General features: G+C 73.0%; 16 protein-coding genes. 8 read left to right on the top strand and 8 right to left on the bottom strand.

The window, feature by feature from the left end; translation table 11 throughout:
• Window positions 1-1213 (bottom strand): M20 family metallopeptidase (locus tag I6A81_RS35280; protein ID WP_238441586.1); only part of this gene is annotated, 1213 nt, incomplete at its 3' end.
• A 523-nt stretch (window positions 1214-1736) separates the two neighbouring features.
• On the opposite strand from I6A81_RS35280, the gene I6A81_RS35285 reads away from it, so the two are divergent.
• The 5 genes from I6A81_RS35285 to I6A81_RS35305 all read left to right on the top strand — a co-directional run bounded on the left by I6A81_RS35285 (window position 1737) and on the right by I6A81_RS35305 (window position 8299).
• Window positions 1737-2639 (top strand): phosphatase PAP2 family protein, encoded by a 903-nt coding sequence (locus tag I6A81_RS35285; protein WP_203001463.1) that lies wholly within the window; start codon window positions 1737-1739, stop codon window positions 2637-2639.
• Between the two features lie 246 nt (window positions 2640-2885).
• Window positions 2886-5528 (top strand): alpha/beta fold hydrolase, encoded by a 2643-nt coding sequence (locus tag I6A81_RS35290; RefSeq protein ID WP_203001461.1) that lies wholly within the window; start codon window positions 2886-2888, stop codon window positions 5526-5528.
• On the top strand, window positions 5525-6472 hold the full coding sequence (locus I6A81_RS35295; protein ID WP_203001459.1) for an ABC transporter permease: 948 nt from the start codon (window positions 5525-5527) through the stop codon (window positions 6470-6472). The genes I6A81_RS35290 and I6A81_RS35295 overlap by 4 nt, the downstream gene beginning before the upstream one ends.
• Before the next feature lie 427 nt (window positions 6473-6899).
• On the top strand, window positions 6900-7385 hold the full coding sequence (locus I6A81_RS35300) for a flavin reductase family protein (protein ID WP_203001501.1): 486 nt from the start codon (window positions 6900-6902) through the stop codon (window positions 7383-7385).
• A 113-nt stretch (window positions 7386-7498) separates the two neighbouring features.
• Window positions 7499-8299 (top strand): GntR family transcriptional regulator, encoded by an 801-nt coding sequence (locus I6A81_RS35305; protein WP_307875137.1) that lies wholly within the window; start codon window positions 7499-7501, stop codon window positions 8297-8299.
• A gap of 298 nt (window positions 8300-8597) precedes the next feature.
• On the opposite strand, the gene I6A81_RS35310 is transcribed toward I6A81_RS35305, so the two are convergent.
• The 3 genes from I6A81_RS35310 to I6A81_RS35320 all read right to left on the bottom strand — a co-directional run bounded on the left by I6A81_RS35310 (window position 8598) and on the right by I6A81_RS35320 (window position 12968).
• On the bottom strand, window positions 8598-9782 hold the full coding sequence (locus I6A81_RS35310) for a CaiB/BaiF CoA transferase family protein (protein WP_203001457.1): 1185 nt from the start codon (window positions 9780-9782) through the stop codon (window positions 8598-8600).
• Window positions 9783-9867: 85 nt separating this feature from the next.
• Window positions 9868-11250 carry an LLM class flavin-dependent oxidoreductase gene (locus I6A81_RS35315; protein WP_203001455.1) on the bottom strand — a complete coding sequence of 461 codons (1383 nt, stop codon included), beginning with the start codon at window positions 11248-11250 and terminating at the stop codon, window positions 9868-9870.
• A gap of 149 nt (window positions 11251-11399) precedes the next feature.
• On the bottom strand, window positions 11400-12968 hold the full coding sequence (locus tag I6A81_RS35320; RefSeq protein WP_203001453.1) for a CATRA conflict system CASPASE/TPR repeat-associated protein: 1569 nt from the start codon (window positions 12966-12968) through the stop codon (window positions 11400-11402).
• Between the two features lie 301 nt (window positions 12969-13269).
• Between I6A81_RS35320 and I6A81_RS35325 the strand changes: the two genes are divergently transcribed.
• Both I6A81_RS35325 and I6A81_RS35330 read left to right on the top strand, forming a co-directional pair.
• A complete protein-coding gene (locus tag I6A81_RS35325; RefSeq protein WP_203001451.1) occupies window positions 13270-14163 on the top strand; it encodes a CATRA system-associated protein in 894 nt (297 codons plus the stop codon).
• Entirely contained in the window at window positions 14160-17762 is a 3603-nt protein-coding gene (locus I6A81_RS35330; protein WP_203001449.1) for a WD40 repeat domain-containing protein, read from the top strand. The genes I6A81_RS35325 and I6A81_RS35330 overlap by 4 nt, the downstream gene beginning before the upstream one ends.
• Window positions 17763-17843: 81 nt before the next feature.
• Here I6A81_RS35330 and I6A81_RS35335 read toward each other — a convergent pair whose 3' ends face one another.
• Together I6A81_RS35335 and I6A81_RS35340 are read right to left on the bottom strand one after the other, a co-directional pair.
• On the bottom strand, window positions 17844-18263 hold the full coding sequence (locus I6A81_RS35335) for a TOBE domain-containing protein (protein WP_203001448.1): 420 nt from the start codon (window positions 18261-18263) through the stop codon (window positions 17844-17846).
• 302 nt (window positions 18264-18565) lie between these two features.
• Window positions 18566-19012, bottom strand: coding sequence for a sensor histidine kinase (locus I6A81_RS35340; RefSeq protein WP_203001446.1), 447 nt, complete (start codon window positions 19010-19012; stop codon window positions 18566-18568).
• Between I6A81_RS35340 and I6A81_RS35345 the strand changes: the two genes are divergently transcribed.
• Window positions 18922-19593, top strand: a complete 672-nt coding sequence (locus I6A81_RS35345) for a serine hydrolase domain-containing protein (protein ID WP_203001444.1) — start codon at window positions 18922-18924, stop codon at window positions 19591-19593. The two genes, I6A81_RS35340 and I6A81_RS35345, sit on opposite strands and share 91 nt — an antisense overlap.
• A 95-nt stretch (window positions 19594-19688) precedes the next feature.
• Here the strand turns inward: I6A81_RS35345 and I6A81_RS35350 are convergent, their stop codons facing one another.
• Both I6A81_RS35350 and I6A81_RS35355 read right to left on the bottom strand, forming a co-directional pair.
• A complete protein-coding gene (locus tag I6A81_RS35350) occupies window positions 19689-20774 on the bottom strand; it encodes a tetratricopeptide repeat protein (RefSeq protein WP_203001442.1) in 1086 nt (361 codons plus the stop codon).
• Window positions 20771-21867 (bottom strand): ATP-binding protein (locus I6A81_RS35355; RefSeq protein WP_203010424.1); only part of this gene is annotated, 1097 nt, incomplete at its 5' end. The genes I6A81_RS35355 and I6A81_RS35350, both read right to left, overlap by 4 nt.

The following is a 21867-nucleotide window of genomic DNA, read 5'->3' on the forward strand; positions in this document are numbered from 1 at the left end:
CCGCCCGCGACCCGGCCTCCGCCCGCGACCCGGCCTCCGCCCGCGACCCGGCCTCCGCCCGCGACCCGGCCTCCGCCCGCGACCCGGCCTCCGCCTCCGCCGCGGCGAACTCGGCCCGCGCGGCCGCGAGCAGCTCCGGGTCGGCGAGCAGGTCGGTGACCACCCGGGCGAGCCCGGTCGCCGCGACCTGGGTGCGTTCGTGCGCGAAGGAGGTCCGCGCCGCCGCCCGCATGGCCTCGGAGTGGCTCGGCGTCCCGGCCGCGGCGATCTGGATGTAGGGGTGGATGACCGGCAGGAGCTGGGAGAGGTTGCCGATGTCGGAGGAACCGGCGGGGCTGTCCGGCTCCCCGGCGGTGATGTCGACGCCGAGCGCGCGCACCGCCTCGCCGAAGTGCTCGGCGAGCACCATGCTGTCGCGGCGCTCCGCGTACAGCGGGCCCGTCTCGCTGACCTCCGCCCGCGTCCCGGTGGCGAGCGCCGCGCCCTCGGCCGCCAGGCGGACCCGCGCGACCAGCTCCAGCGCCGAGGCCGCCGTGCGGTCCCGCGCGTACAGGTCCACGGCGGCGCGCTCCGGGACGACGTTCGGCGCCTGACCGCCGTCGGCGACGACGCCGTGCAGGCGGGCGGTCGGCGGCACGAACTGGCGCATCGCGTCGAGCGCGGCGAGGAACACCTGAACCCCGGCCAGCGCGCTGCGGCCCAGCCACGGGGAGATCGAGGCGTGCGCGCTCACCCCGGTGAAGACGACCCGCAGATGCGCCGCCGCCAGCGCCGCCCGGGCGGTCAGCGAGCGGTCACCCGGGTGGAACATCACCGCCGCGTCCACCCCCTCGAACACCCCCGCCTCGGCCAGCCGGACCTTGCCCGCGCCGCCCATCTCCTCGCCGGGGGTGCCGATCACGACGACTGTGCCGGCGTGGCCGGGCATCGCCCGCGCGGCGGCGATCGCCGCCGCCACCGCGCCGGCGGCGATGAGGTTGTGGCCGCAGCCGTGCCCGACCCCGGGTAGGGCGTCGTACTCGGCGAGGACGGCGATCCGGGGGCCGGGCCTGCCCGTTTCGTGCACGGCCACGAACGCGGTCTCCAGTCCGCCTGCCGGTGTGCGTACCGCGAACCCCGACTCCGCGAGCCAGCCGGTCAGCACCCGCTGGGCGTGGTACTCGGCGAACTTCAGCTCGGGGCGCGCGTGGATGGCCAGGCTCACCTCCTCCATCCGGGGCCGCAGCGCCGTGAGCTCGATGACCAGGCTCTCCAGCGAAGGCCGGGCGTCGCCTACGGACGTGGCGGATCCGGCGGGTGCGGTGGATCCGGCGGATCTGGCGGGTTCGGTGGATCTGGCGGATCTGGCGGATCTGGCGGGTTCGGTGGATCTGGCACGGTCGGCGGACATGGAGCTCCCGTCGCGCAGGACACCAGGCGGCGCGCGTCGTGCGTGACGGCGCGCCGTCACGTGCCGTTGATCGGTCACGCGACCTCGATACTGCGGCCTCGACCGCGCGGATGACCTTGGATTACCGCGGCCCAGGTAACCGTTCGCGGCGGGGCCGTTGGTGCGGGTTGAGGCGTTTTACCGGCCCCATGGTCGGTAGGTCCCAAAGGCGCACCTCTAAGGTTCACGAAGCGGACAGAAGCGAACACCCAGAGTCCACACCTACGTGCGCGGCCCGGGGTGCGGCACGGCGGCGAGGCGAGCAGGCAGGGCAGGCGAACGGGGCAGGCAAGCGAGAAGGAGCGAGATGAGCGCGGCGGTGGTGGCGGGTGCCGAGCGACGAGAGCTGATGGACGCGGGATCGTCACCCCCCGCCGACGAGCTGCCAGGGCAACCGGGATGGACCGGACGGGCACGGTCGGCCGGCCGGTGGCTTGGATATGCCGTCGGCCAGGCGCTGCTGCTCGCCGGACTGTTCATGGCCTACCGGTACGGACGCCAGCTGGCGATCGGGCACGAGAGCGTGGCGTTCGAGCACGCCCGGGACGTCTGGAACCTGCAACAGGCGCTCGGCCTGCCGAGCGAGGAGGCCGTGCAGCGCCTGGCCCTGCGCTCGACCACGCTGGTGGAACTGGCGAACCGGTTCTACATGTACGTCCACTTTCCCGCGACGGTCGTCTTCCTGGCGTGGGTGCTGCTGCGCCACCGTGACCACTGGGCCCGGGTGCGCAACGCGCTGATCGTGCTGACCGGAGCCGCGCTGGTGCTCCACCTGACCTACCCGCTCGCGCCGCCGCGCTTCCTGCCGCGGCTGCTGCCGGGGGTCGACATCGTCGACACCGGCCAGCTCATCGGCCCGTCGCCATACCCGTCCGAGGGCGGCTCGTTGAACCAGTACGCGGCGATGCCGAGCCTGCACGTCGGCTGGGCGATCTTCGAGGCCTGGGCGGTCGTCATGATCCTGCGGTCCCGGGCGCGGTGGGCCGCGCTCGCCCAGCCGGTCGTGACCACGCTCGTCGTCGTGCTGACCGGCAACCACTACTGGCTGGACGGCATCGTGGGCGGCGCCCTGGTCGCCGCCGCCGTCTGGGTCACCGCGCCTGGACGGGTGGGCCAGCTCAGGGCGCGGCTGACCGGGCTGCCGTCGTCCGAGCTGGCCGTTCCCGAAACGGTCCGGCCTCCTGGTGGAACGGTCCGGTCGCGACGTTGAGATCCTCACCGCGATCCCGGTCGGGTCGCCGGGCCGGTCGTTCGACCGCTGATGCGTGCACCCCGCCGGCGATCACGGGTCGCCGGGAGGCTTCGCGACACCCCTGATCGGCCACCGACGTGACCATCGACACGGGCAGGCCGCTCGGATGCCGCAACTCTCGCCATCTGACAATCGTTCGTGGCGAATGGAGCGAGTGGTGGCGGACGAGGCGGTCCAGATGGTCTTCTGGCAGAACGAGCCGCGGTGAGAGCTCCTTTCCAGGGCCGGCGCCGGCTCGTCGCCGTCGCGGGGACGGCGGTCCTCGCCCTCGTCGCCGCCCTGGTCGCGGTGGTCGCGTCCAGTACCGACGCCCCGGTTCGGACGCAGTCCCAGATGGTGGCGGGCACCGCGGAGAACGGCCAGCCGGTGACGCTCGACACCAGCGTCTACCTGCCGCGGACCGTGCCGGCTCCGGCGATCCTGCTCGCTCATGGGTTCGGCGGCTCCAAGGACGACCTCGCCGACGCGGCCCGGTCGCTGGCGCGTCGCGGGTACGTCGTCCTCGCTTACTCGGCGCGGGGTTTCGGCCGGTCCGGCGGGCTGGTACACCTCGACGCGCCGGAGTACGAGGTGGCCGACGCGAGCAAGCTGATCAGCTATCTGGCGACGCTGCCGCAGGTGCTGCGGGACGCGCCGGGCGACCCGCGAGTGGGGGTGGCCGGCCCGTCCTACGGCGGCGCGCTCGGATTGCTCACGGCCGGCCATGACAGGCGGATCGACGCGGTCGCGGCCGACATCACCTGGAACGACCTGTCGGAGGCGCTGTTTCCGAACGCCGCCGGCGACCAGCCTGGCGTCTTCAAGAAGCAGTGGGCCGGCGTGCTGTTCGCCGCCGCCCCGGGTGAGCAGCCAGGGGCGTGCGGACGGTTCGCGCCGGATCTGTGCGCCGCGTATCAGCGCGCGGCGGCCACCGGGGAGGCGGACGCGGAGATTCTGGCGCTGCTGCGCGCGGCCAGCCCGGCCGGCGTGCTCGACAGGATCACGGCTCCGACGCTGCTTACCCAGGGCGAGCGGGACTCGCTCTTCTCGCTCGGGCAGGCGGACGCCAACGCCCGCGGCATCGCCGCGCACGGCACGCCGGTCAAGGAGATCTGGCGAAGCGGCGGTCACGACCGGACGACGTCGGCGGCGGACCTGGTCCCGTACGTGGACGACTGGTTCGGCCCGGTCCTGCAGGGGCGTGGGCGTCTCGACACCTCGTTCGAGGTGGCCGTCCCCGGAAGCGGCATCTCCGCCGACACCGGGCAGACCGTCGCGCGGAGCCTGCGCGCCGATGACGGCGCGACGAGCCGGCGGACCAACCAGGTGGCCGTCGCCGGCCCGCCTCAGACCATCTACGCGCCGGCCGGTGGCAGCCCGGCCGCCGTCACCACCGTCCCCGGCCTGGGGGCCCTGCTGACCGACGCGGCGGCGCTGTCCGGGGCGGCCGCGCGTCCTGGGTCGGCGGCGAGCCCTGGGTCGGCGGCGCCGTCGGGCCCGGCCGCGTTGACGGGGTTGGCCGGTCTGGCCATGATCCCGGGTCAGGTCGCGGCGTTCGCCTCCGCGCCGCTGCCCACGGGGATGCTCGTGGGGGGATCGTCGACGATCACCCTTCAGGTGACCGCGCGGGACACCACCGACGCGACGTTGTTCGCGTCCCTGGTCGTCGTGGACCCGGACGGAGGCGTCGACCTCCCGAACGGCCTGGTCGCGCCGATCCGGCTCACCGGACTGCGGCCCGGCGTCCCGAAGTCCGTGACGGTGACGCTGCCCGGCGTCGTCGCCCAGATACCCGCCGGCCACCGCCTCGTGGTGGCCGTCGGGACCACCGACTCGGCCTACCATCTGCCCACCTCGCCTCGCGGCTACACGATCGCCCTGGACGGCGCGTCGGTGCGCGGCGACCTCGCGGTCGCCACGATCGACGGGCGTCTCGCGGGGTCTGGCCTGCCCTGGAGCTGGCTGGTGGTGGGCGCCGCCGCGATGGCGCTGCTCCTGCCCGGCGCGCTGGTCGCCGAGGTCCGGCGTCGGCGCCGTCGGCGGGCCGTGGCTGACGGGCTGGAGACGGTTCCGGTGGTGATCGAGGGCCTGGTCAAGGAATACGGCGACGGGTACCGCGCGGTGGACGGCGTGAGCTTCCGGGTGGAAAGCGGCCAGGTCGTGGGACTGCTGGGGCCGAACGGGGCAGGGAAGACCACCGCGCTGCGGGTGCTCATGGGACTGATCAGGCCGACGGCGGGCACGGTCCGCCTGTTCGGCGAGCTCGTGGAGCCGGGAGCGCCGGTGCTCTCCAAGGTCGGGACGCTCGTCGAGGGCCCGGGGCTGCTGCCGCACCTGTCGGGAAGGGACAACCTGCGCCTGTTCTGGGCGGCGACCGGCCGGCCCCCGCGAGACGCGCGCCTCGACGCCGCGCTGGAGATCGCCGGGCTGGGGCCGTCGATCGAACGGCGGGTCGGGACGTACAGCCAGGGGATGCGCCAGCGCCTGGCGATCGCCCAGGCCATGCTCGGGCTCCCCGAACTGCTGGTCCTGGACGAGCCCACCAACGGCCTCGACCCGCCGCAGATCGCGGAGATGCGCGAGGTCCTGCGCCGCTACGCGACGACGGGCCGCACGGTGGTGATCTCCAGCCACCTGCTCGCCGAGGTGGAGCAGACCTGCACCCACGTCGTGGTGATGCACAAGGGGCTGCTCGTCGCCGCCGGCCCGGTGGAGGAGATCGTCGGCGCGGGCGGAACGCAGCTCGCGGTAGCGAATCCCGAGGAAGCACAGCGGATCCTGGCCGCCGCCGGCATGACGTCGCACGTCATGCCGGCGCAGCGTTCACTGGAGGAAGTCTTTCTCAAGATGATCGGCGCGGACCAATGACCCTCCCACCCACCGGCGAGCTCGACGGGCCGCGGCCGCCGTCCACCCGGCGCGGCACCCACGACATGCTGGCGGGAGTGGCCGAGGCCCGCGACAACGGCTTCTCCTCGCGGCGCACCCTGCGAACGGGCGTGGAGTTCGTCCGGCAGCTACGCCGCCGGCGGACCCACCTGGTCGCGCTCGTCCTCCTGGCGCTGCCGCTGATCATCGCGCTCGCCTTTCAGGTGAGCTCGCCCGAGTCCTCGTCGGGAGCGAACAACCGCGACTTCACCGGGCAGTTGCTGGTGACGCTGGCGACGACGGGCGCGACCAACTTCGCCCTGTTCACCGAGTTCGCCTCGGCCTCGTTCCTGCTGGTCGTGATCGTCGCGCTGTTCTGCGGCGACACGGTGGCCAGCGAGGCGAGCTGGTCGTCGTTGCGTTACCTGCTCGCGATCCCGGTGCCCCGCGGGCGGCTGCTGCGGCAGAAGCTGATCGTCGCGCTGTCGCTGAGCCTGGGCGCGAACGTCCTCCTGCCCGCCTGGGCGCTGGTGGTCGGCGGCCTGTTCTTCGGCTGGGCGCCGGCGCAGTCACCCCTGGGGGGCTCCTTCACGACCGGGGAGGGGCTCACGAGGCTGTTGATCGTCGTCGGCTACGTGAGCCTGCAGTCGCTGCTGGTCGCGGGGCTCGCGTTCCTGTTCGGCGTGCTCACCGACGCTCCGCTGGGCGCGGTCGGTGGCGCCACCCTGGTCGTGGTCCTGTCGAACATCCTCGATTCGATCACCGCCCTCGGCGCGTACCGCCGGTTCCTGCCCACCCACTTCCAGTACGCGTGGCTAGACGCGCTCGGTCCCGCCGTCCAGTGGGACAACATGATGCGCGGAGCCGGCGTGGTCCTGACGTATTCGGCGGCGTTCTTCGCCCTCGCCTGGTGGCGTTTCCAGCGGAAGGACATCGTCAGCTAGTACCGCTCCCGGCAACACTCGGCCGGCCAGCCCGCGCCCGACCGCGGGCATGATCGCCGAATGCTCGCCAACGAGCGTCTGGTCATGACCTGCGGGGTGTTCGACCATGATCCCAGAAACCGTGGTGCCGAAAACCTGCTCGTCCGGCACCACAGCCCATGGGCCGACCCCAGGAGCGGACGGCAGGAGAGCCGTTCCCCATCGCGCGGCCGGCGTCACATCCATGGACGGGCTCCGCCCCTGGCGCCAGGGCGACCCGACGTCGACCGGCCGCGGCCGCCTTGCTCCCGCTGTCCGCTGTGCTGAGACGACCGCGTCCTCGCGTGCCGGGCGGGCAAGCCTCCGCCGTCCGCTTTTCTTGACACCTGATATATCAATCCGGGACGCTGCTTGGGTGACGAGTGCGGCAGACACCCCCCAGGTGGGCATGGCGGACGACGCGTCCCGACTCTTCCGGGAGGCCATGGCCCTGTTCCCCAGCGGCGTCACGATCGTGACGACCACCGACGACGCCGGGCAGTGGTGGGGGTTCACCGCCAGCTCGTTCTGTTCGGTCTCCATGGATCCGCCGCTCGTGCTCGTCTGCCTCGCGGCGAAGGCCCAGTGTCATCCGGCGTTCGTGGCGGCCGAGCGATTCGTCGTGCATGTGGTGCATCCCGAGCACGCGGACCTCGCCGTCCGCTTCGCCACCAGGGGCGCCGACAAGTTCGCGGACGCGGGCTTCCGCCCCGACGAGCACGGCCTGCCCGTCCTCGACCGGGCGTGCGTGACGCTCAGCTGCGTCACCCACGCGGTGCAGCCGGCGGGTGACCACTCGATCCTGCTGGGCCGGGTCGAGCGGACGTGGCTCGGCGACGACCGCCCCGCGGTCTATTTCCGCCGCAGGTTCCACCTCATCGGCGACGTCGCCTGAGATCTGCGGCGGCTCGCGGACGGCGGCCGGGGAGCGGGCTCGAGGCCTGGCGCGGCGACCCATCAAGCCGCTCGGCGTCGAGCCCGGGCCATCTCTGATATACGCTGGCTCTCGTGTCAACGTCCGATTACTCACATCCGCGTGAAGGTGGAGTCATTCTGGGTGAGCGGGCGCCGGCGGGGGAAACGCCAGCCCCGGCGGGAGACGCCGAAGGAGGCGGCCCTCGCCGGCTGCGGCTGGGGGCGACCGCCCGGGACCGGGTGGCCGACGTGCTGCGCGACGAGATCATGACCGGCCGGTTCGGCCCGGGGAAGCGCATCGACCTGGACGAGACCGCCGCCTGGCTGGGCACGAGCCGGACCCCGGTCCGGGAGGCCTGCCTGACGCTGCAGTTCGAGGGGCTCGTCCAGGTCGCCCCCCGCAGCGGGGTCACGGTCGTTGGCCTGCGCCAGCGCGACGTCGAGGACAACTTCGCCCTCGCCGCCCAGCTCGCGGGCTCCGCCGCCGCCTGGGCGGCCGAGCGGATCTCCGAACCGGACCTGGCCGAGGTGCGGCGGCTCGCCGACGGGGTCCGCGTCGCCGTCGAGAGCGGCGGCGACCTGAAGACGGCGAACTTCCTGTTCCACCGGGCGATCAACCGGGCCAGCGACTCGGTGCGGCTCATCGCGCTGATCCGGCAGACCGGCCGGATCATCCCGTGGTCGTTCTTCGACATGGTTCCCGAGCAGGTGGGCTGCGCCCTGCGGGAACACGACGACATCGTCGACGCGCTCTCCGCCCGCAACGCGGCCCGCGCCCGCCGGGTGTCCGAGGAGCACGTCGTCAGCGCCGGGCGGCTGCTCGTCGCCCGGATGTTCGGCCCGCAGCCCGTCGACGGCGCCGGCCCCACCCCTGGGACCAGCGCCGCCGGCTAGTGCCGCTCCCGGCGGCGTTCGCCTGGCCAGCACGTGCCCGACCGCCAGGATGATCGCCGAATGCCCGTGGAAATGGCTCCACGGACAGGCGGTCTCCTCGCCGTTTTCGCGAGCAACTGGTGATCGACCGTCTCATGCGCCGCTCGGACCGGGGCGAACCATCGCGGCGCCGGCACCGGCCGGCCACGGCGGACCCGGCCGACGCCCCGCGTCGGTCGAGCCCACCGTGGCCCGCGAGGTCGGCCGGTCAGACGCCAGCTCACCAGCTCGCCGGTCCGCCGGTCCGCCGGTCCGCCGGTCAGATGACCCGCTGGGCCCGCAGGTCCGAAAGCTCGGGCTCCGTGAGACCGAGCAGCTCGCCGAGCACCTCGTCGGTGTGCTCGCCGAGGCGGGGCCCCAGGCTGTCGACGACCCCGGCGTGGTCGGAGAAGCGCGGTACCGGCGACTGCACGAGCATCGAGCCGAGCTCGGGGTCGTCGACCCGGCGGAAGACCTCCCGCGCCCGCGTCTGCTCGTCCTCGAGCAGCCCGACGACGTCGTAGACCGGCGCCGCGGCGATCTCCGCCCGCTCGAAGACCGCCATCGCCTCGTCGAGGGTCTGGCCGGCGACCCAGTCCGCGACCGCCTCGTCGACCTCGCGTGCCCGGGCCAGCCTGCGCACGGGGTCGGCGAAGTCGGGGTCGTCGGCGAGGTCGGCCCGCCCGATCGCCCGGAAGATCCGCATGGCGATGGTCGGCGCGCTGCCGGACATGGCGAGCCAGCGGTCGTCCTTGGTGCGGTAGGTGTTGCGCGGCGCCGAGATGTCCCAGCGGTTGCCCGCGCGGCGCTGGACGGTGCCCAGCTGGTCGTACGTGAGGGCCGACTGCTCGAGCAGCCGGGCCAGCGGGTCGATCAGGTTCACGTCGATGAGCTGGCCGTCCCCGCCGTGGACGTCCCGGTGGTACAGGGCCGTCAGCACGGCGTACGCGGCGGTGAGCGAGGCGACCCCGTCGGCGAGCATGAACGGCGGGAGGGTCGGCGGCGCGTCGGCCTCGCCGGTGACGTGCGCGAAGCCGCTCATGGCCTCGCCGAGGGTGCCGAACCCCGGCCGGTCCGACTTCGGCCCGGTCAGGCCGAAGCCGGTGACGTGCAGCATGACGATCCCGCGGTTGACCGCGCGCAGCCGTTCGTAGTCGAGGCCCCAGCGGCGCAGGGTGTGCGGGCGGGTGTTGGCGACCACGACGTCGCAGGTGGCCGCGAGGCGCCGCGCCAGGTCCTGTCCCTCGGGCTGCCGCAGGTCGAGGGTGACCGAGCGCTTGTTGCGGCTGACGCTCTTCCACATCAGCCCGACGCCGTCCTTCTGCGCGCCCCAGCCGCGGATGGGGTCGCCGCCCCGCGGCTGCTCGATCTTGACGACGTCGGCGCCGAACTCCCCGAGGTAGGTCGCGACCAGCGGCGCCGCGGCGAGCGAGGCCATGTCCAGGACCCGGACGCCGGCCAGCATGGAACCCGGCCGCCCGCGCCCCGCCCGCGCGGGCTCCGGCTGTTCTCGCTGTTCTGGCTGTTCTGGCTGTTCCGCTGATGACTGGTCAGCCATCGGCGCGGCCACCGGCGGTTTCCGTGAAGCTGCTGACGGGCCGGGCCAGGCCCAGGTTCTCGCGCAGCGTCGAGCCGGTGTACTGGGTGCGCATCAGCCCGCGCTTGCGCAGCTCGGGCACCACCAGCCGGACGAAGTCCTCGAACGCCCCGGGGAAGTGGGTCGCGGCCAGGACGAAGCCGTCACAGGAGCGGCTCTCGAACCACTCCTGCATCTGGTCGGCGATCTGCTCGCCCGTGCCGACGAACCGCGGGCCCTGCAGCAGGGAGGCCCGGTGGCTGGCGAGGGTGCGCAGGGTCAGCTTCCCGCCGCCGAGGTGCCGCTTGACGCCCTGGACGAGGCCGCGGATGCCGGAGATGGAGTTGATGAGCTCGTCGGTGATCTCGTCGTCGAGCGAGTAGCCGGCGAAGTCGTGGTTGGTGAGCTCGGAGAGCAGCGTCAGCGACGCCAGCGGGTGCACGAGCTCGTTGAGGAAGATGTTCTCCTTCTCCCGGGCGATCGCCTCGGTCTCGCCGACCACGGCGTACACCATCGGCAGCATCCGCACGGCGTTCGGGTCGCGGCCCTCGGCCGCGATCTGCTCCTTCTGGCCCCGGTAGTGCTCGATGGCCACGGCCTGGCTCGGGTCGGCGGTGAAGATCAGGTCGGCCCACCGGGCGGCGAAGAGCTGGCCCCGGCCCGACTGCCCGGCCTGGATGATCGGCGGGCGGCCCTGCGGAGGGCGGGGCACCGTGAGCGGCCCGCGCACGTTGAAGTACTTGCCCCGGTAGTCGATCTCGTGGACCTTGGCCGGGTCGGCGAAGATGCCCGACGCGCGGTCGAGCACGAGGGCGTCGTCCTCCCACGAGTCCCACAGCTGGGTGACGATCTCGATGAACTCCTCGGCGCGGTCGTAGCGCTCGTCGTGGCCGAGGTGCTGCTCGACGCCGAAGTTGCGCGCCTCCGAGTCGTTCACCGAGGTGACGACGTTCCATGCCGCCCGGCCGCCGCTGAGGTGGTCGAGGGTGGCGAAGGTCCGCGCGACGTGGAACGGCGCGTAGTAGGTGGTGGAGTAGGTCGCCCCCAGGCCCAGGTGCGACGTCGCCGCGGCGGCGGCGCCCAGGACGGCCGTCAGGTCCATCTTGACGGGGCGGGCGCCGTAGCGGACGGCCTCGTCGGGGGACCCGCCGTAGATCGACGGCATCGCGAGGCGGTCGTCGAAGAACATCAGGTCGAACGTGCCTTCCTCGAGCACGCGCGCGATCCGCTGGTAGTAGCGCAGGTCGAGGAAGTCGGGCGCCGAGTTCGGGTACCGCCAGGAACCCGAGTACACCGACACGTTCGACGCCTGCATGAAGGCGACCAGCGTGAGCTGGTCGTCGCGTCCAGCGGACACGTCCACCCCTCCCGGGATTGATATATCAGAGACCTGGTCACAGTAGACGCTGTCGGGCGAGGCCGGGTCAACCGGATCGGCGGTGGCCGGTGCCGGGGCCTGGGCCGGCGTGCCGGCCACCCGCCGGATGGCGCCGGGCCGGGCCGGGGTCACGAGTCGTCGGACTCGTCGATGACCACGCCATACCGAGCCGCGAGGCGGACGATGACCGCGGAGGGGAACTCCCGTCCCACCACCTCGATCAGCCGCCTGCGCGGCGCGGGAACCCGCCCGTCCTCCAGCTGGGTGAGCTGGGTGGCCCAGAGCACCAGCGGCGTCGAGTCGGTGAACGGGATCCAGTGCTGTCGCTCCAGCCCGAGGCGCGTGAGGAGGTAGGCGACGTCGATCTGGGTCCGGTAACGCGTGGCCAGCTCCCGCAGCAGGAGCTCCCGGTCGCGCTCACCGAGATCGACATCCTCGAGGTCGATCTCGTCGCGGTCCACTTGCCCGGGGACCGTGGGCCGGTCGTTCGCGTGGTCCCGCGCGAGCTCGCCGAGCCTGGTCACGCGGGACAGCCGCGTCTCCAGATAGGTGTGGTCGTCGGCGAGCTGGTGGAGGAACCACTCCACCAGCCGGGCGTCGTCCTGGAACAGGCCGCCGTACTCGGCGGCCGGTCGTCCCGCGCCGACGGCCTCGTCCATGTTCCAGGCGGCGATCTCGACCGACCGCCGCATCGCCGGCACCATGGCCGCCGCGTCGACCAGCCTCGCGGTGCTGGCGCGCAGCGCCCACCGCAGGGCAGGCCCGTCCGTGGGAACCGCCGCTTCCAGGCCCTCGCCGGCCTCCGGCGCTTCCGATGCGCTCGGCCGGGCTGGGGGCGGACCATCCGCGCGGCGCCCGGCTGGTTCCTGGTCGAGCAGGCGGCCGATGGCGGCCGCCAGCCGGTCGACCTCGTGCCGCAGCTCGCGCAGCGCGCGGCTGTCGTCCTTCCAGACCCGCAGGTGGTAGCGCGCCTTGGCCGCGTGGAGCAGGTAGCGGGCGAAGGGCGTGATCGTGGCGGTGCCGTCCGACCAGACCCAGGCGCTCAGCCGCGCGTCGGCCTCGTCCCCGGCCGCCCGCAGGACCGCGATGGCCCGCTCGGCCCGGTGGTCGTCGCGGGCGCTGGTCTCCCAGAGGACGGATCCGAGAGCGGGAACGACCGCGGCGGCCCGGTTCGTCCAGCCAGCGCCGTTGTCCCGGGTCGGCAGGGCCCCCGCGAGCGCCTCGACCGCGTCGCCGGTCGGCTCGGCCGGGCCCCTGGCGCGCGCGACGTGGCCGACGTAGATCCGGGCCACGCCGAGCAGTTCCGCGGGCGGGTCGCCCGCGACCGACGCCCAGCGGGCCTCGAGGTCACGCCAGGCCAACCCCTCATCGGCTTGGGGCGCGAGGACGACCGCGAGGTTCACGGCGTCGTGATGACGGCGCAGCACCGCCTGGAACACGCCGCGTCCCGGGCGGCCGCACGCCGCGACCGCGCCGCCGCCCACCTCGCCGGGCCAGGACTCGGGGTCGCCACGCACCACGGCCGGCAGCCCCAGCCCGGGGACCTCGTCGTTCATCTCGAGGGCGCGGCCGAGCTGGTCCCACACCTCGCGCAGGTACGCCGCCGCGGCGGCGCCACCAGGGCCGCCCACGGGCGCGAACAGCTGGACCACGAGCTCGTGCCCCGCCAGCCCGCCGGCCGCGGAAGGTCCCGTCATTCGCCCTCCTGAACCAACCATCCCGGCTGGGCGCCCCGACGCCCGATCGTATTCGGAGGTTTGGCGCGACACTCGCCGGACAGGCATGGCGATCGCGGGACAAATGCCGGCACCTGACTCCGCTGTCCGCGGTACCGCCGCCGGCCGGCGGAATCCGGCGGAGATTCCGGCGCCGGGCCTCGCGGCCGTAGGCGGATGGGCCATCGGACAGGTCGGAATTACCTGGGTAGTAAGTTTGCCTGGCCGAGGCGCCGAACCGTCGACCATGAACACACGTGCCCGCGGCGTGACGGGGGTCAAGATGTCAACTGTTCCAGCGGGAAGTCGCGCCGATGCCCTGAAGGCACACGGTGACGCCCGGGATCTGCTGGCCGCGCTTGCCGAGCGGTCATTGCCGGCCGACCAGTGGACGCGGGTGCGCGAGCTCGTCGAACAACTTGCCGAGACGACCGCCAACGTCGATGACGCGCGTTTTTCCGCGGCCTTCGCGGAGTTGCGAGGCATCGATCTGCTGGCGGCCACGAGACTCGGCACCGACCCCGGCCTTCCGCCGCCCGAGCCGATCCGGGAACGCCTCAACGAGCTGATTCACGACCTCACCGGCCAGGGTCACGCACCCACCGGGGATCCGAGCGGGCAGGCCGACGGCACTCACGGCGAGAGCCGCGTCGCACGGCTCGTGGAACCGGGCCGGTGGAGAGCGCTACGCGGCTTCACGCGCCTTCCCACCTTTGACCGGTCCGGGCTCGCGTTCGCCGGCGTCGATCACCGGGAACGGGACGTCCCGACCCACGAAACCCTGCTCGAACAGATGAGGGTCGTGCGGCGACACGTGAGCCCGGGCACCGTCGAAATCATGGTCGTCGCGCGGCCCCCGGCGGGGCCGGGCGAGGTGATCGCCCTGTCCGTCGGGGCCGCCCGGCCCGATGACGGCGCCGTGTTGCTGCTCCCGCTGTGGCTGGACGCCGACGGCCTGCCGGTGACCGCGATCAGGCTCACGACGCGGGCGGCCACGCTGGACGACGCCATCACCAGCCCGTTCCCGGCCAGCCTGCTGGCCGATGCCGACGCCGCGGCGGTCGAGCGCTCGGTCCGGCTCACGAACCGTTGGGGACGTGACGCCTGGCGGGCCATCGCCCGCGGGCGCGCCTCCGGCGACGCTGTCCGCACCGCCGTCCTGGCGGGCCTGCGATGACCGCGACCGACAGCCGGCCGTTCCCGCCCGGCGACGACCGGACCACGCCAGCGGCCGACCTCTCCGATCTCACCGGCCTGCACGATCGCCTCGTCGGCGCGGAGCAGCGGTGGCTGGAGCTCGTCGCGGCCGCGCGTCGCGCGGGCGCCGGCGCGCTCCAGGCACTTCTGCCGCCCAGCGGGGAGTCCTACGCCGCGTTGGCTCAGTCCTGGGACGGCCCGGGACCGCGGGGCGGGGAATCCGAACCCGACGACGAGGCCGCGCTGCTCGAACCCGAGAGCCCCGAGGCCTCGCCGGACCTGTCCGCCGCGCGCGCCCTCCTCGCCGTGGCGCTCGGCACCGTCGACCACCACCGGGCCGAGGACTGTCTCCAGGAGGCCGCGCGGCGGTGGGCCCTGGCGAACCTCCCGGCCGTCGACAGCGGCCTGCCGTTCCCGAAGGCGCTCCTGGCCGGCCCAGGCGCCGAGGCGCTCCCGTTCTTCGCCGCCGCGCAGGCGACGACCGGCCCCTACCGCGGGCTGCTGGCGCTGGCCGCGGCCCGGGTCCTCGACCAGCAACCACCGGTGCGGCGCCGGCTCGGGCTCACGGTGCAGGTCCGGCTTCCGGTGCTCTTCGACCGCAACGTCGAGGGCGGCACCGGCGTCCTGCACCTGCGGATCCTCGACGGCGGGCCGGCGGGGCTTCACCCGGACCCTTCGACCATGGCGTTCTTCCACGGCGACGAGGCGTTCGTAACCGCCGCTCGCGACGCCTGGACCAGCTCCCCGCTGGCCGAGGCGGGGGAGTGCGTCGTCTGGTCCGTCCTCGACGGGGACACGCCCTGCAACGCGATCCAGCAGGGCTCGCTCGGCGGCGCGTTCGCCGTGGCGCTACACGAGCTGCACCGCTGTCGCCAGCCGCTGCGTCGGCTGAGCCCCTGGCGCCTGCGCGCCCGCTGCGCCGTCACTGGCGCGATCGACAGCGCCGGCGACGAGCTGCTCTCCGTGGACGGCTACAACCGCAAGATCCCGGCGGCGCGCGACGCGAAGCTGCGCCGTGTCGTGGTTCCCAAAACCTCGCTCGACCGCGGCGACGTCCCGAAGGACGACGACCTGGAGATCCTCGGCGCCCAGAACGTGCGCCAGGCGATCCAGAAGGCCCGCGGCCTGAACCGGGTCCTCGCCGCGGGCCTGGCCGTCGTCCTGGCGATCCTGGCCGTGTCGGGCGCGCTCATCGCCCGGTCCTGGTCCCACGAGCAGGACGCGCGCGCACAAGCCGACCTCGAACGCCGCCGCGCGGCCGCCGAGCAGCTCGTCGGCCGGGCCGACCGGGTCCAGGAGAACGACCCCCGCCTCGCTCTCAGGCTGGGGATCGCCGCGCAGGCCCTCGACCCGGCCACGGACTACGGATCGCTGCTGCTCGAGACCCTGGCGAGCAATCCGCTCAGCTCATCGCTGGAGGGGGACACCTGGGCCACCGTCACCGACGACGGCGACTACGCCATCACGGCCGCCGGGGAAAGCCTCCAGGTCTGGGACGTCAGGGATCCCACGCGTCCGCGTCGCGCCAGTTCGTTCACGCCGTCCGGCGACGATCCGTTTCTCAACCGGGCGATGCTGGCGCCAGACGGCAACACCCTGGCGATCCCGGTGCGTACGACCGGTAGGTTTGCCAGCTCCTACCAGGTCACGCTGTGGGATCTCACCTCGAAGAGCGCGCCACGGGCGTTGGGCGCGCCCTTCGGGCATATGAGCTGCTTAGGGGCGCTGCCGCTCACCAGCCTGGCGTTCTCCGGGGACGGCCGCCTGCTCGCGCTGGCCGGCGACGACGGCGCGGTGCTCTGGGACGTGTCGGACCGAGCCGCGCCTCGCCAGCTCGGTGCTCCGATACCCAGTCAATGCACGGTCGCGCTCTCGGCCGACGGGCGGCGTCTCGTCGCCAACGACGACGTCCTTCGCCTCTGGGACGTCAGCACCCCCGCCTCCCCCCGCCTGCTCGACTCCGTGGAGCGAACCGGATCCGGCTTCGACCCCGAGTACAACGCCGACGGCGGGATGTGGCTGTCTCCCGACGGAACCAGGCTGGTGGTCGCTAACAGGACCCTCGCCGACACCGGGGCCGGGGGCGGACGGATCGGATCCGCCGATCCCCCTGATCTCGACGACACGAAACTGTGGTGGTTCGGCATCTACAACGGATCCAGCCTGACATTCAACGCGGAGTTGTCGGGCGCCGACACGCCCGTCCTGTTCACTGGGGACGGAGCGCTGCTGACCGAGAGTGACGATCACGGGATATTCCTGTGGAACATGTCAGGCGGTCCCGAGCGAGTGAATCAGGAGCCCCTCACCGGGCATGTCGACGGCGCACAGTCGATGGCGCTATCGACGAAGGAAAATGTACTGGTGACGGCGGACGGGGACGGCGTGCTGCTCTGGCGGCTGGACTCCTGGCGCGTGCCTCGGCTGGGCGCGCCCTTCGCCGGAGGGCAAGGGCTGGTGTTCTCGCCGGACGGCGAGACCGTGCTGGACGAGGACGGAGTTCTCTGGGATATCAGGACGGCGGCCGCGCCCAAACGCCGCGCCGGCGGCCTGCCCGCGAGCCGGGAACGCGACAGCGTTGACTTCTCCAGGGACGGCGGTCGACTCGCGATCAGCAGCGACGGACAGGTAACCGTTTGGGATGTCCAGGGCGGTGCGCGTCCGAGCAGGATCGACTCCTTGCCGACTGGGGAGGCCGACGGAAGTGTGTTGTTCTCGCCGGACGGGAAGAGAATAGTTGTCAGGTTCGAGCGGGAGGCGATTGTCTGGGAGCCCGGAATCCCTGGTTCCTCGCCACGGGTTGTTGGGCTTGAGGGGCGCGAAACAGAGGCGGAGACCTTCAGGGCTGGCGACCTGCTCTACGTGGCCGACCGCTTCTGGGAGGTGACCGATCAGCCGGGCTCCGGAGCGCTCCGCCCAGTCGGCGGGCCGACGGGTGTCAGGTCCTGCTCGCAGGGCGGCGGCTGCGTGCCTCCGGCCGTGGTGCCGTACTCCCGCGGCAAGGACGCCGGGCTGCTCGAGATTCGCGACCAGCGGGTGTACATCTGGCTGCTGGACTCCGCCCGTACGCTTCAGAAGGTCGGGTCACTTCCCCTCCCGGAGGGACCCTACCCGCGCGTCGACAGCTCGGCGGACGGCTCGCTCGTCGCGGTGTCCGGGGACTCGTACCGGATCGAGCTGTGGGATCTGTCGGACCCCCGGTCGCCACGCGGGCTCGGCGCCCCCCTGCCCGGCCATGTCAGCTATCCGACCGTCGCGTTCTCGCCCGACAACGGCCTCATGATCTCCTCGGGACGCGACTTCACGATCATCTGGGATATCGGCAACCCCGCGTCGCCACGCAGGCTTGGCCCGCCGCTGCACCGCGCGGGCGACCCGACACACGTCGAGTTCTCCGCGTCGGGCGACGTGTTCTTCCTGTCCGGCGTCTACACCGTCGCCTGGGACCTTTCGGCCCTCAACGAACTGCGCGCGGACCCGCTCCCCAGGGCGTGCGTGGCCGCCGGCGGCGGCCTGACCGAGGACGAATGGCGCCTCTACGCCGGCGATCTCCCCTATCAGCGGACCTGCGACGAGTAGCCCGGGGTGTGGCAAGGCGCTCGGGAATCCCCGAGCGACGCCGGAAGCCGCTCCCCACCCGCGGCTTTCGGATCAACCGGATCAGAGGGTCTCGAGCGAGACCTCGGTTGACTTGATCAGCGCGGTGACCGGGGTGCCTGTGGTGAGGCCGAGGTCGGAGACAGCCGCCTGGGTGATGGCCGCGGTGAGCTGGCCTCCGTCGACGGCGACGTGGACGGCCGCCATCGCCCCTCCCTGGTCGACGGCGGTGACCGTGCCCGGGAGCTGGTTGCGGATGCTGACGCCGGGGACGGCGCTCGTGGCCAGGGCGACGCCCGTGGACTTGACGAGGACGTGGACGTCGGAGCCGGCGGCGACACCGAGGTCCCTGATCGCGTCCATGGTCACGGCGGCGGTCATGTCCCGGCCGGACGTCAGCCGGACCTTCACCGTGCCCATCGCCTGGCCGGAGGCGACCTCGGTGACCCTGCCGGCGAGCTGGTTGCGGATGCTGACGGTCATTGCCCACCCCCATGGCTTCAACCGTGCCGAGGCGACGCCGGTGCCGCCACCCTGTCACGGGGGCGCCCGGCCCGCCGGTTCGGCGGCTCATCTGAGCCGAATGTGCGCGGGAGTGACCGCCGAGGCGGACCACGGCCCCAGCGCGGGCGCCCAGCTCGCCTCGACTCGTCACGACGCGATGGCGCCGCTACGACTCCTCACGACGTGGTCCGTCGCTACGACTCGTCACGACGCGGCTGTGCCGCTATGACTCGTCATGACACGGCTGTGCCGCTATGACTCGTCATGACACGGCTGTGCCGCTACGACTCGTCATTACCCGGCCGGGCCGCTACCGGGTATTCCGGGAGTTCGACGGTCGCTGCCGGGAGTTCGACGGTGACGTCGAGGCCGCCTTCGGGTGGAGCGGTGACCGCGATCCATCCCCGGTGAGCGAGCGCCACCGCGCGCACGATGGACAGGCCCAGTCCCAGGCCGTCGGTCCGCACGCGGGTGCCCTGCCCGTGCACGAACGGTTCCAGCAGCGTCCGCGCCTCGTCTGGCGGGATCTCCCGGCCGGTGTTGGAGATCCGCAGGACGGCCCGCCCGCCCGCCGTACCCGTGGAGACGGCCAGCTGCCCGGCCGGCCGGTTGTAGCGGACCGCGTTGTCGACCAGGGTTGTGGGAGGCGGCCCGCACGTGGACCAGCGTCCAGCAGCTGAGGGCGGGCCTCGGCGAGTTCGTCCGGAGGGAGAGGCTGGCCTTCCCACCGGGTGCGGGTAGCCGGTACAGCAACTCGGCGTACCACGTGCTCGGGGAGATCGTCGCTAGGGTGTCCGGGCAGGAGTACCAGGACTACGTCCGCGAGCACATCTTCCGCCCCACCGGGATGGGCAGCGCCGACTTCTACACGACGCCACAGGTACGCGAGAACCGCGGGATCGCCCATGGCTACTACCGCCCGCCGGGGTCGGCGGACCGGGTCGACAACCTGGGCGAGCAGACGTTCTCCTACGGCGAGTTCGCGACCTGCGCCCAGTTGGAACGGTTCGCCCACGCGCTGTGGGAGGAGCGGCTCCTGAACCCGGCCTACACGCGGTTGACGCTCAGCGGGAAGGTGCCCCTGCCGCCGGCCCGGGACCCGGCGGCGGTGGACCCGGCGGCCCGGGGCCCGCCGCCCCGGGACCCGCCAACTCGGGACCCGCCGGCCCACCACCGACCTCGTTCGTTGGCTACGGCCCGGTCGCCAAGCTCGCCGGCGACCGGTGGTCGTACGAACACACCGGCGGCGCCACCAACGGCGCCGCGACCCTGCTGGAGTTCTACCCGGACAGCGGGTACGTGGTCGTGATCCTGTCCAACTACGAGATGGACAGCATCCGGGGGATCCCCTCCCTGGCCCGGAAGCTGATCGTCGAGCAGGGGTAGCGAGCGCGGTGCTGGCGCTCAGTCGGTGTGCTCGCGTTGGAGCCGGCGAGCGGAGATCTCGGTGAGGATGCGGGCCGCGATCGCGACGACCAGTGTGAGGATCCGCGTGGTGAGCCCGAGCGTTCCCGCGGTGGTCAGACCGACGGTGCCGAGCACTCCCACGGCGACAACGCTGAGGACGAGGACGCTGAGGGTCGCGTCCCGGGTGACCAGGTACCAGAGGTGCCGCCGCAGCCGCGGGGAGAGCTGGAGCAGCCACCAGGCCAGGACACCCAGAGCCAGGGTCTCGGTGACGATCCAGATGATCGCGTAGAGGATCGGCAGCTGACCCGTGACATGGTGCTGGAGGAGCAGGGGCTTGGCGAGTAGCGCGATGAAGACGAAGACGGCGACGCAGGCCCACCCGACGGCGGTGTGAACGGCCGCGCGCAGGTTGTCCTGCGCGACCGTGTCCCGAGGGTCGGCGGCGGCGGCCCGGATCAGCCCTTCGCCAGCCTGCCGAAACTTGTTCGCCCGGAGATCGAGGACGGCGAGGTTGTTGCGGGCGGCGGCGTTGCCAGGGTCGAGGCGGAGCGCCTCCTCGAAGGCGGACCGTGCCGCGCCGATGTCGCGATGCATGAGGGTTACGCCGTAGGTGACCTGCACCGCGGCTTCGTGGGGTGCCAGTCGCAGCGCCTCGGCGGCGGCCTGGTGTGCTTCGGGGCCGTACGGGGAGAGAGCCCGGGCGGTATCGGCGAGCTGGATCCAGGCCGGCCAGAAATGCGGCGCCAGGGCCGTGGCGCGCTGGGCGGCGTCGCGGGCGTACCAGAACTGCCCAAGCCCTTCGTGGGCGAGGCTGGCCAGCCGGTAGCCCCACTCGTCCTCGGGGCTGGCCGCGATGACCTGTTGGGCTGCCTGGAGCGCGCTCGCGTGCTCGCCCAGGCCCAGCAGTGCCTGGGCGAGCAGGCCCAGCGCCTGTGGGTCGTCCGGCTGTTCGCCGAGCAGCGCCACGGCGCGCGTCCGAGCGTCGGCGAACCGGCGGACGTCGAGCAGGTTCTGGATCGCCTCGACGGCGCCGGCGCGGTCGAGGCCCGTGGCCTCGCCGGAAGGATGCGGAGAGGTCACAGTCGCCTGATCTTCTTGAGGTAGGCACGGAGGTCGGCGTAGGTGCTGTCGTCGTCGGCGAACAGGACGACGTTGCGGGCGATGTCGAACCAGGGGCCCATCGAGGGACGCACCTCGGCGATGGCCGCCCGCAGGTCAGGCATGCCGACCAGGCGGGCCTGGCCGGTGTCGACGCTGTCCAGGAGCGCGCGCTCGACGGCGGTCTCGCAGATGTGGGCGATGTCGGCGCCCGAGTACCCGTCGGTGGCCTTGGCCAGCCGGCCCAGGTCGATGCCCCCGACGGGACGCTGCGCGAGGTGATGCCGGAAGATCGCCTCCCGGGCGGCCTGGTCCGGCGGCAGGACCAGCAGGGTACGGTCCAGTCGCCCCGGGCGCCGCAGGGCGGGGTCCACGTCCCATGGGTGGTTCGTCGCCGCGAGGACGAACACGCCCTCGCCCCGGCCGTCCACTCCGTCCAGCTCCGCAAGCAGCTGGGTGACCGCCCCGCGCGTGGCTGACTGGCGGGTCTGCGAACGCTTCTGGCCCAGCGCGTCCACCTCGTCCAGGAAGACCACGCAGGGTGCTTCCCTCCGGGCCAGCTCAAACAGATCGTGGACGTTGCGTTCGCTCGAGCCCACCCACATGTCCAGCACGTCGGCCAGCCCCACCGAGAGGAACTTCGCGCCCAGCTCCCCGGCCACGGCCCGGGCCACGAACGTCTTCCCGCAGCCGGGCGGCCCGTACAGCAGCAGCCCACCCCGCAGGCTCTTGCCGTACAGCCGCCGCAGCTCGGGGTTGCGCATCGGCGCCAGGAACGCCTGTTCCAGCCGCTTCTTGACCTGCGCCATCCCACCGACGTCCGCCAGCTTCACCCCGGCGCCGACCACGTCCCAGGCGTCGACGGGGCCCGGCTCGGCCGGCGACACCTCGGCCGGCCCGGCGCCGACGAAGGCCGGCGGGACGACGCCGGCGACATCGCGTTCCGCGGCGCCCCAGTCGAAGCCGCCCCGCGCCGGCGGACCGGCGACGGGACCCTCGGCCTCCGGCTCGGAGGAGCCGGTGGGCGGCGTCGCGGGGGCCGCGGGGGGCGGCGCCGGCCGGGCGCCGGCCGGGG

The sequence above is a fragment of the Frankia nepalensis genome, assembly GCF_016786325.1.
GTDB classification, from domain to species: domain Bacteria; phylum Actinomycetota; class Actinomycetes; order Frankiales; family Frankiaceae; genus Pseudofrankia; species Pseudofrankia nepalensis.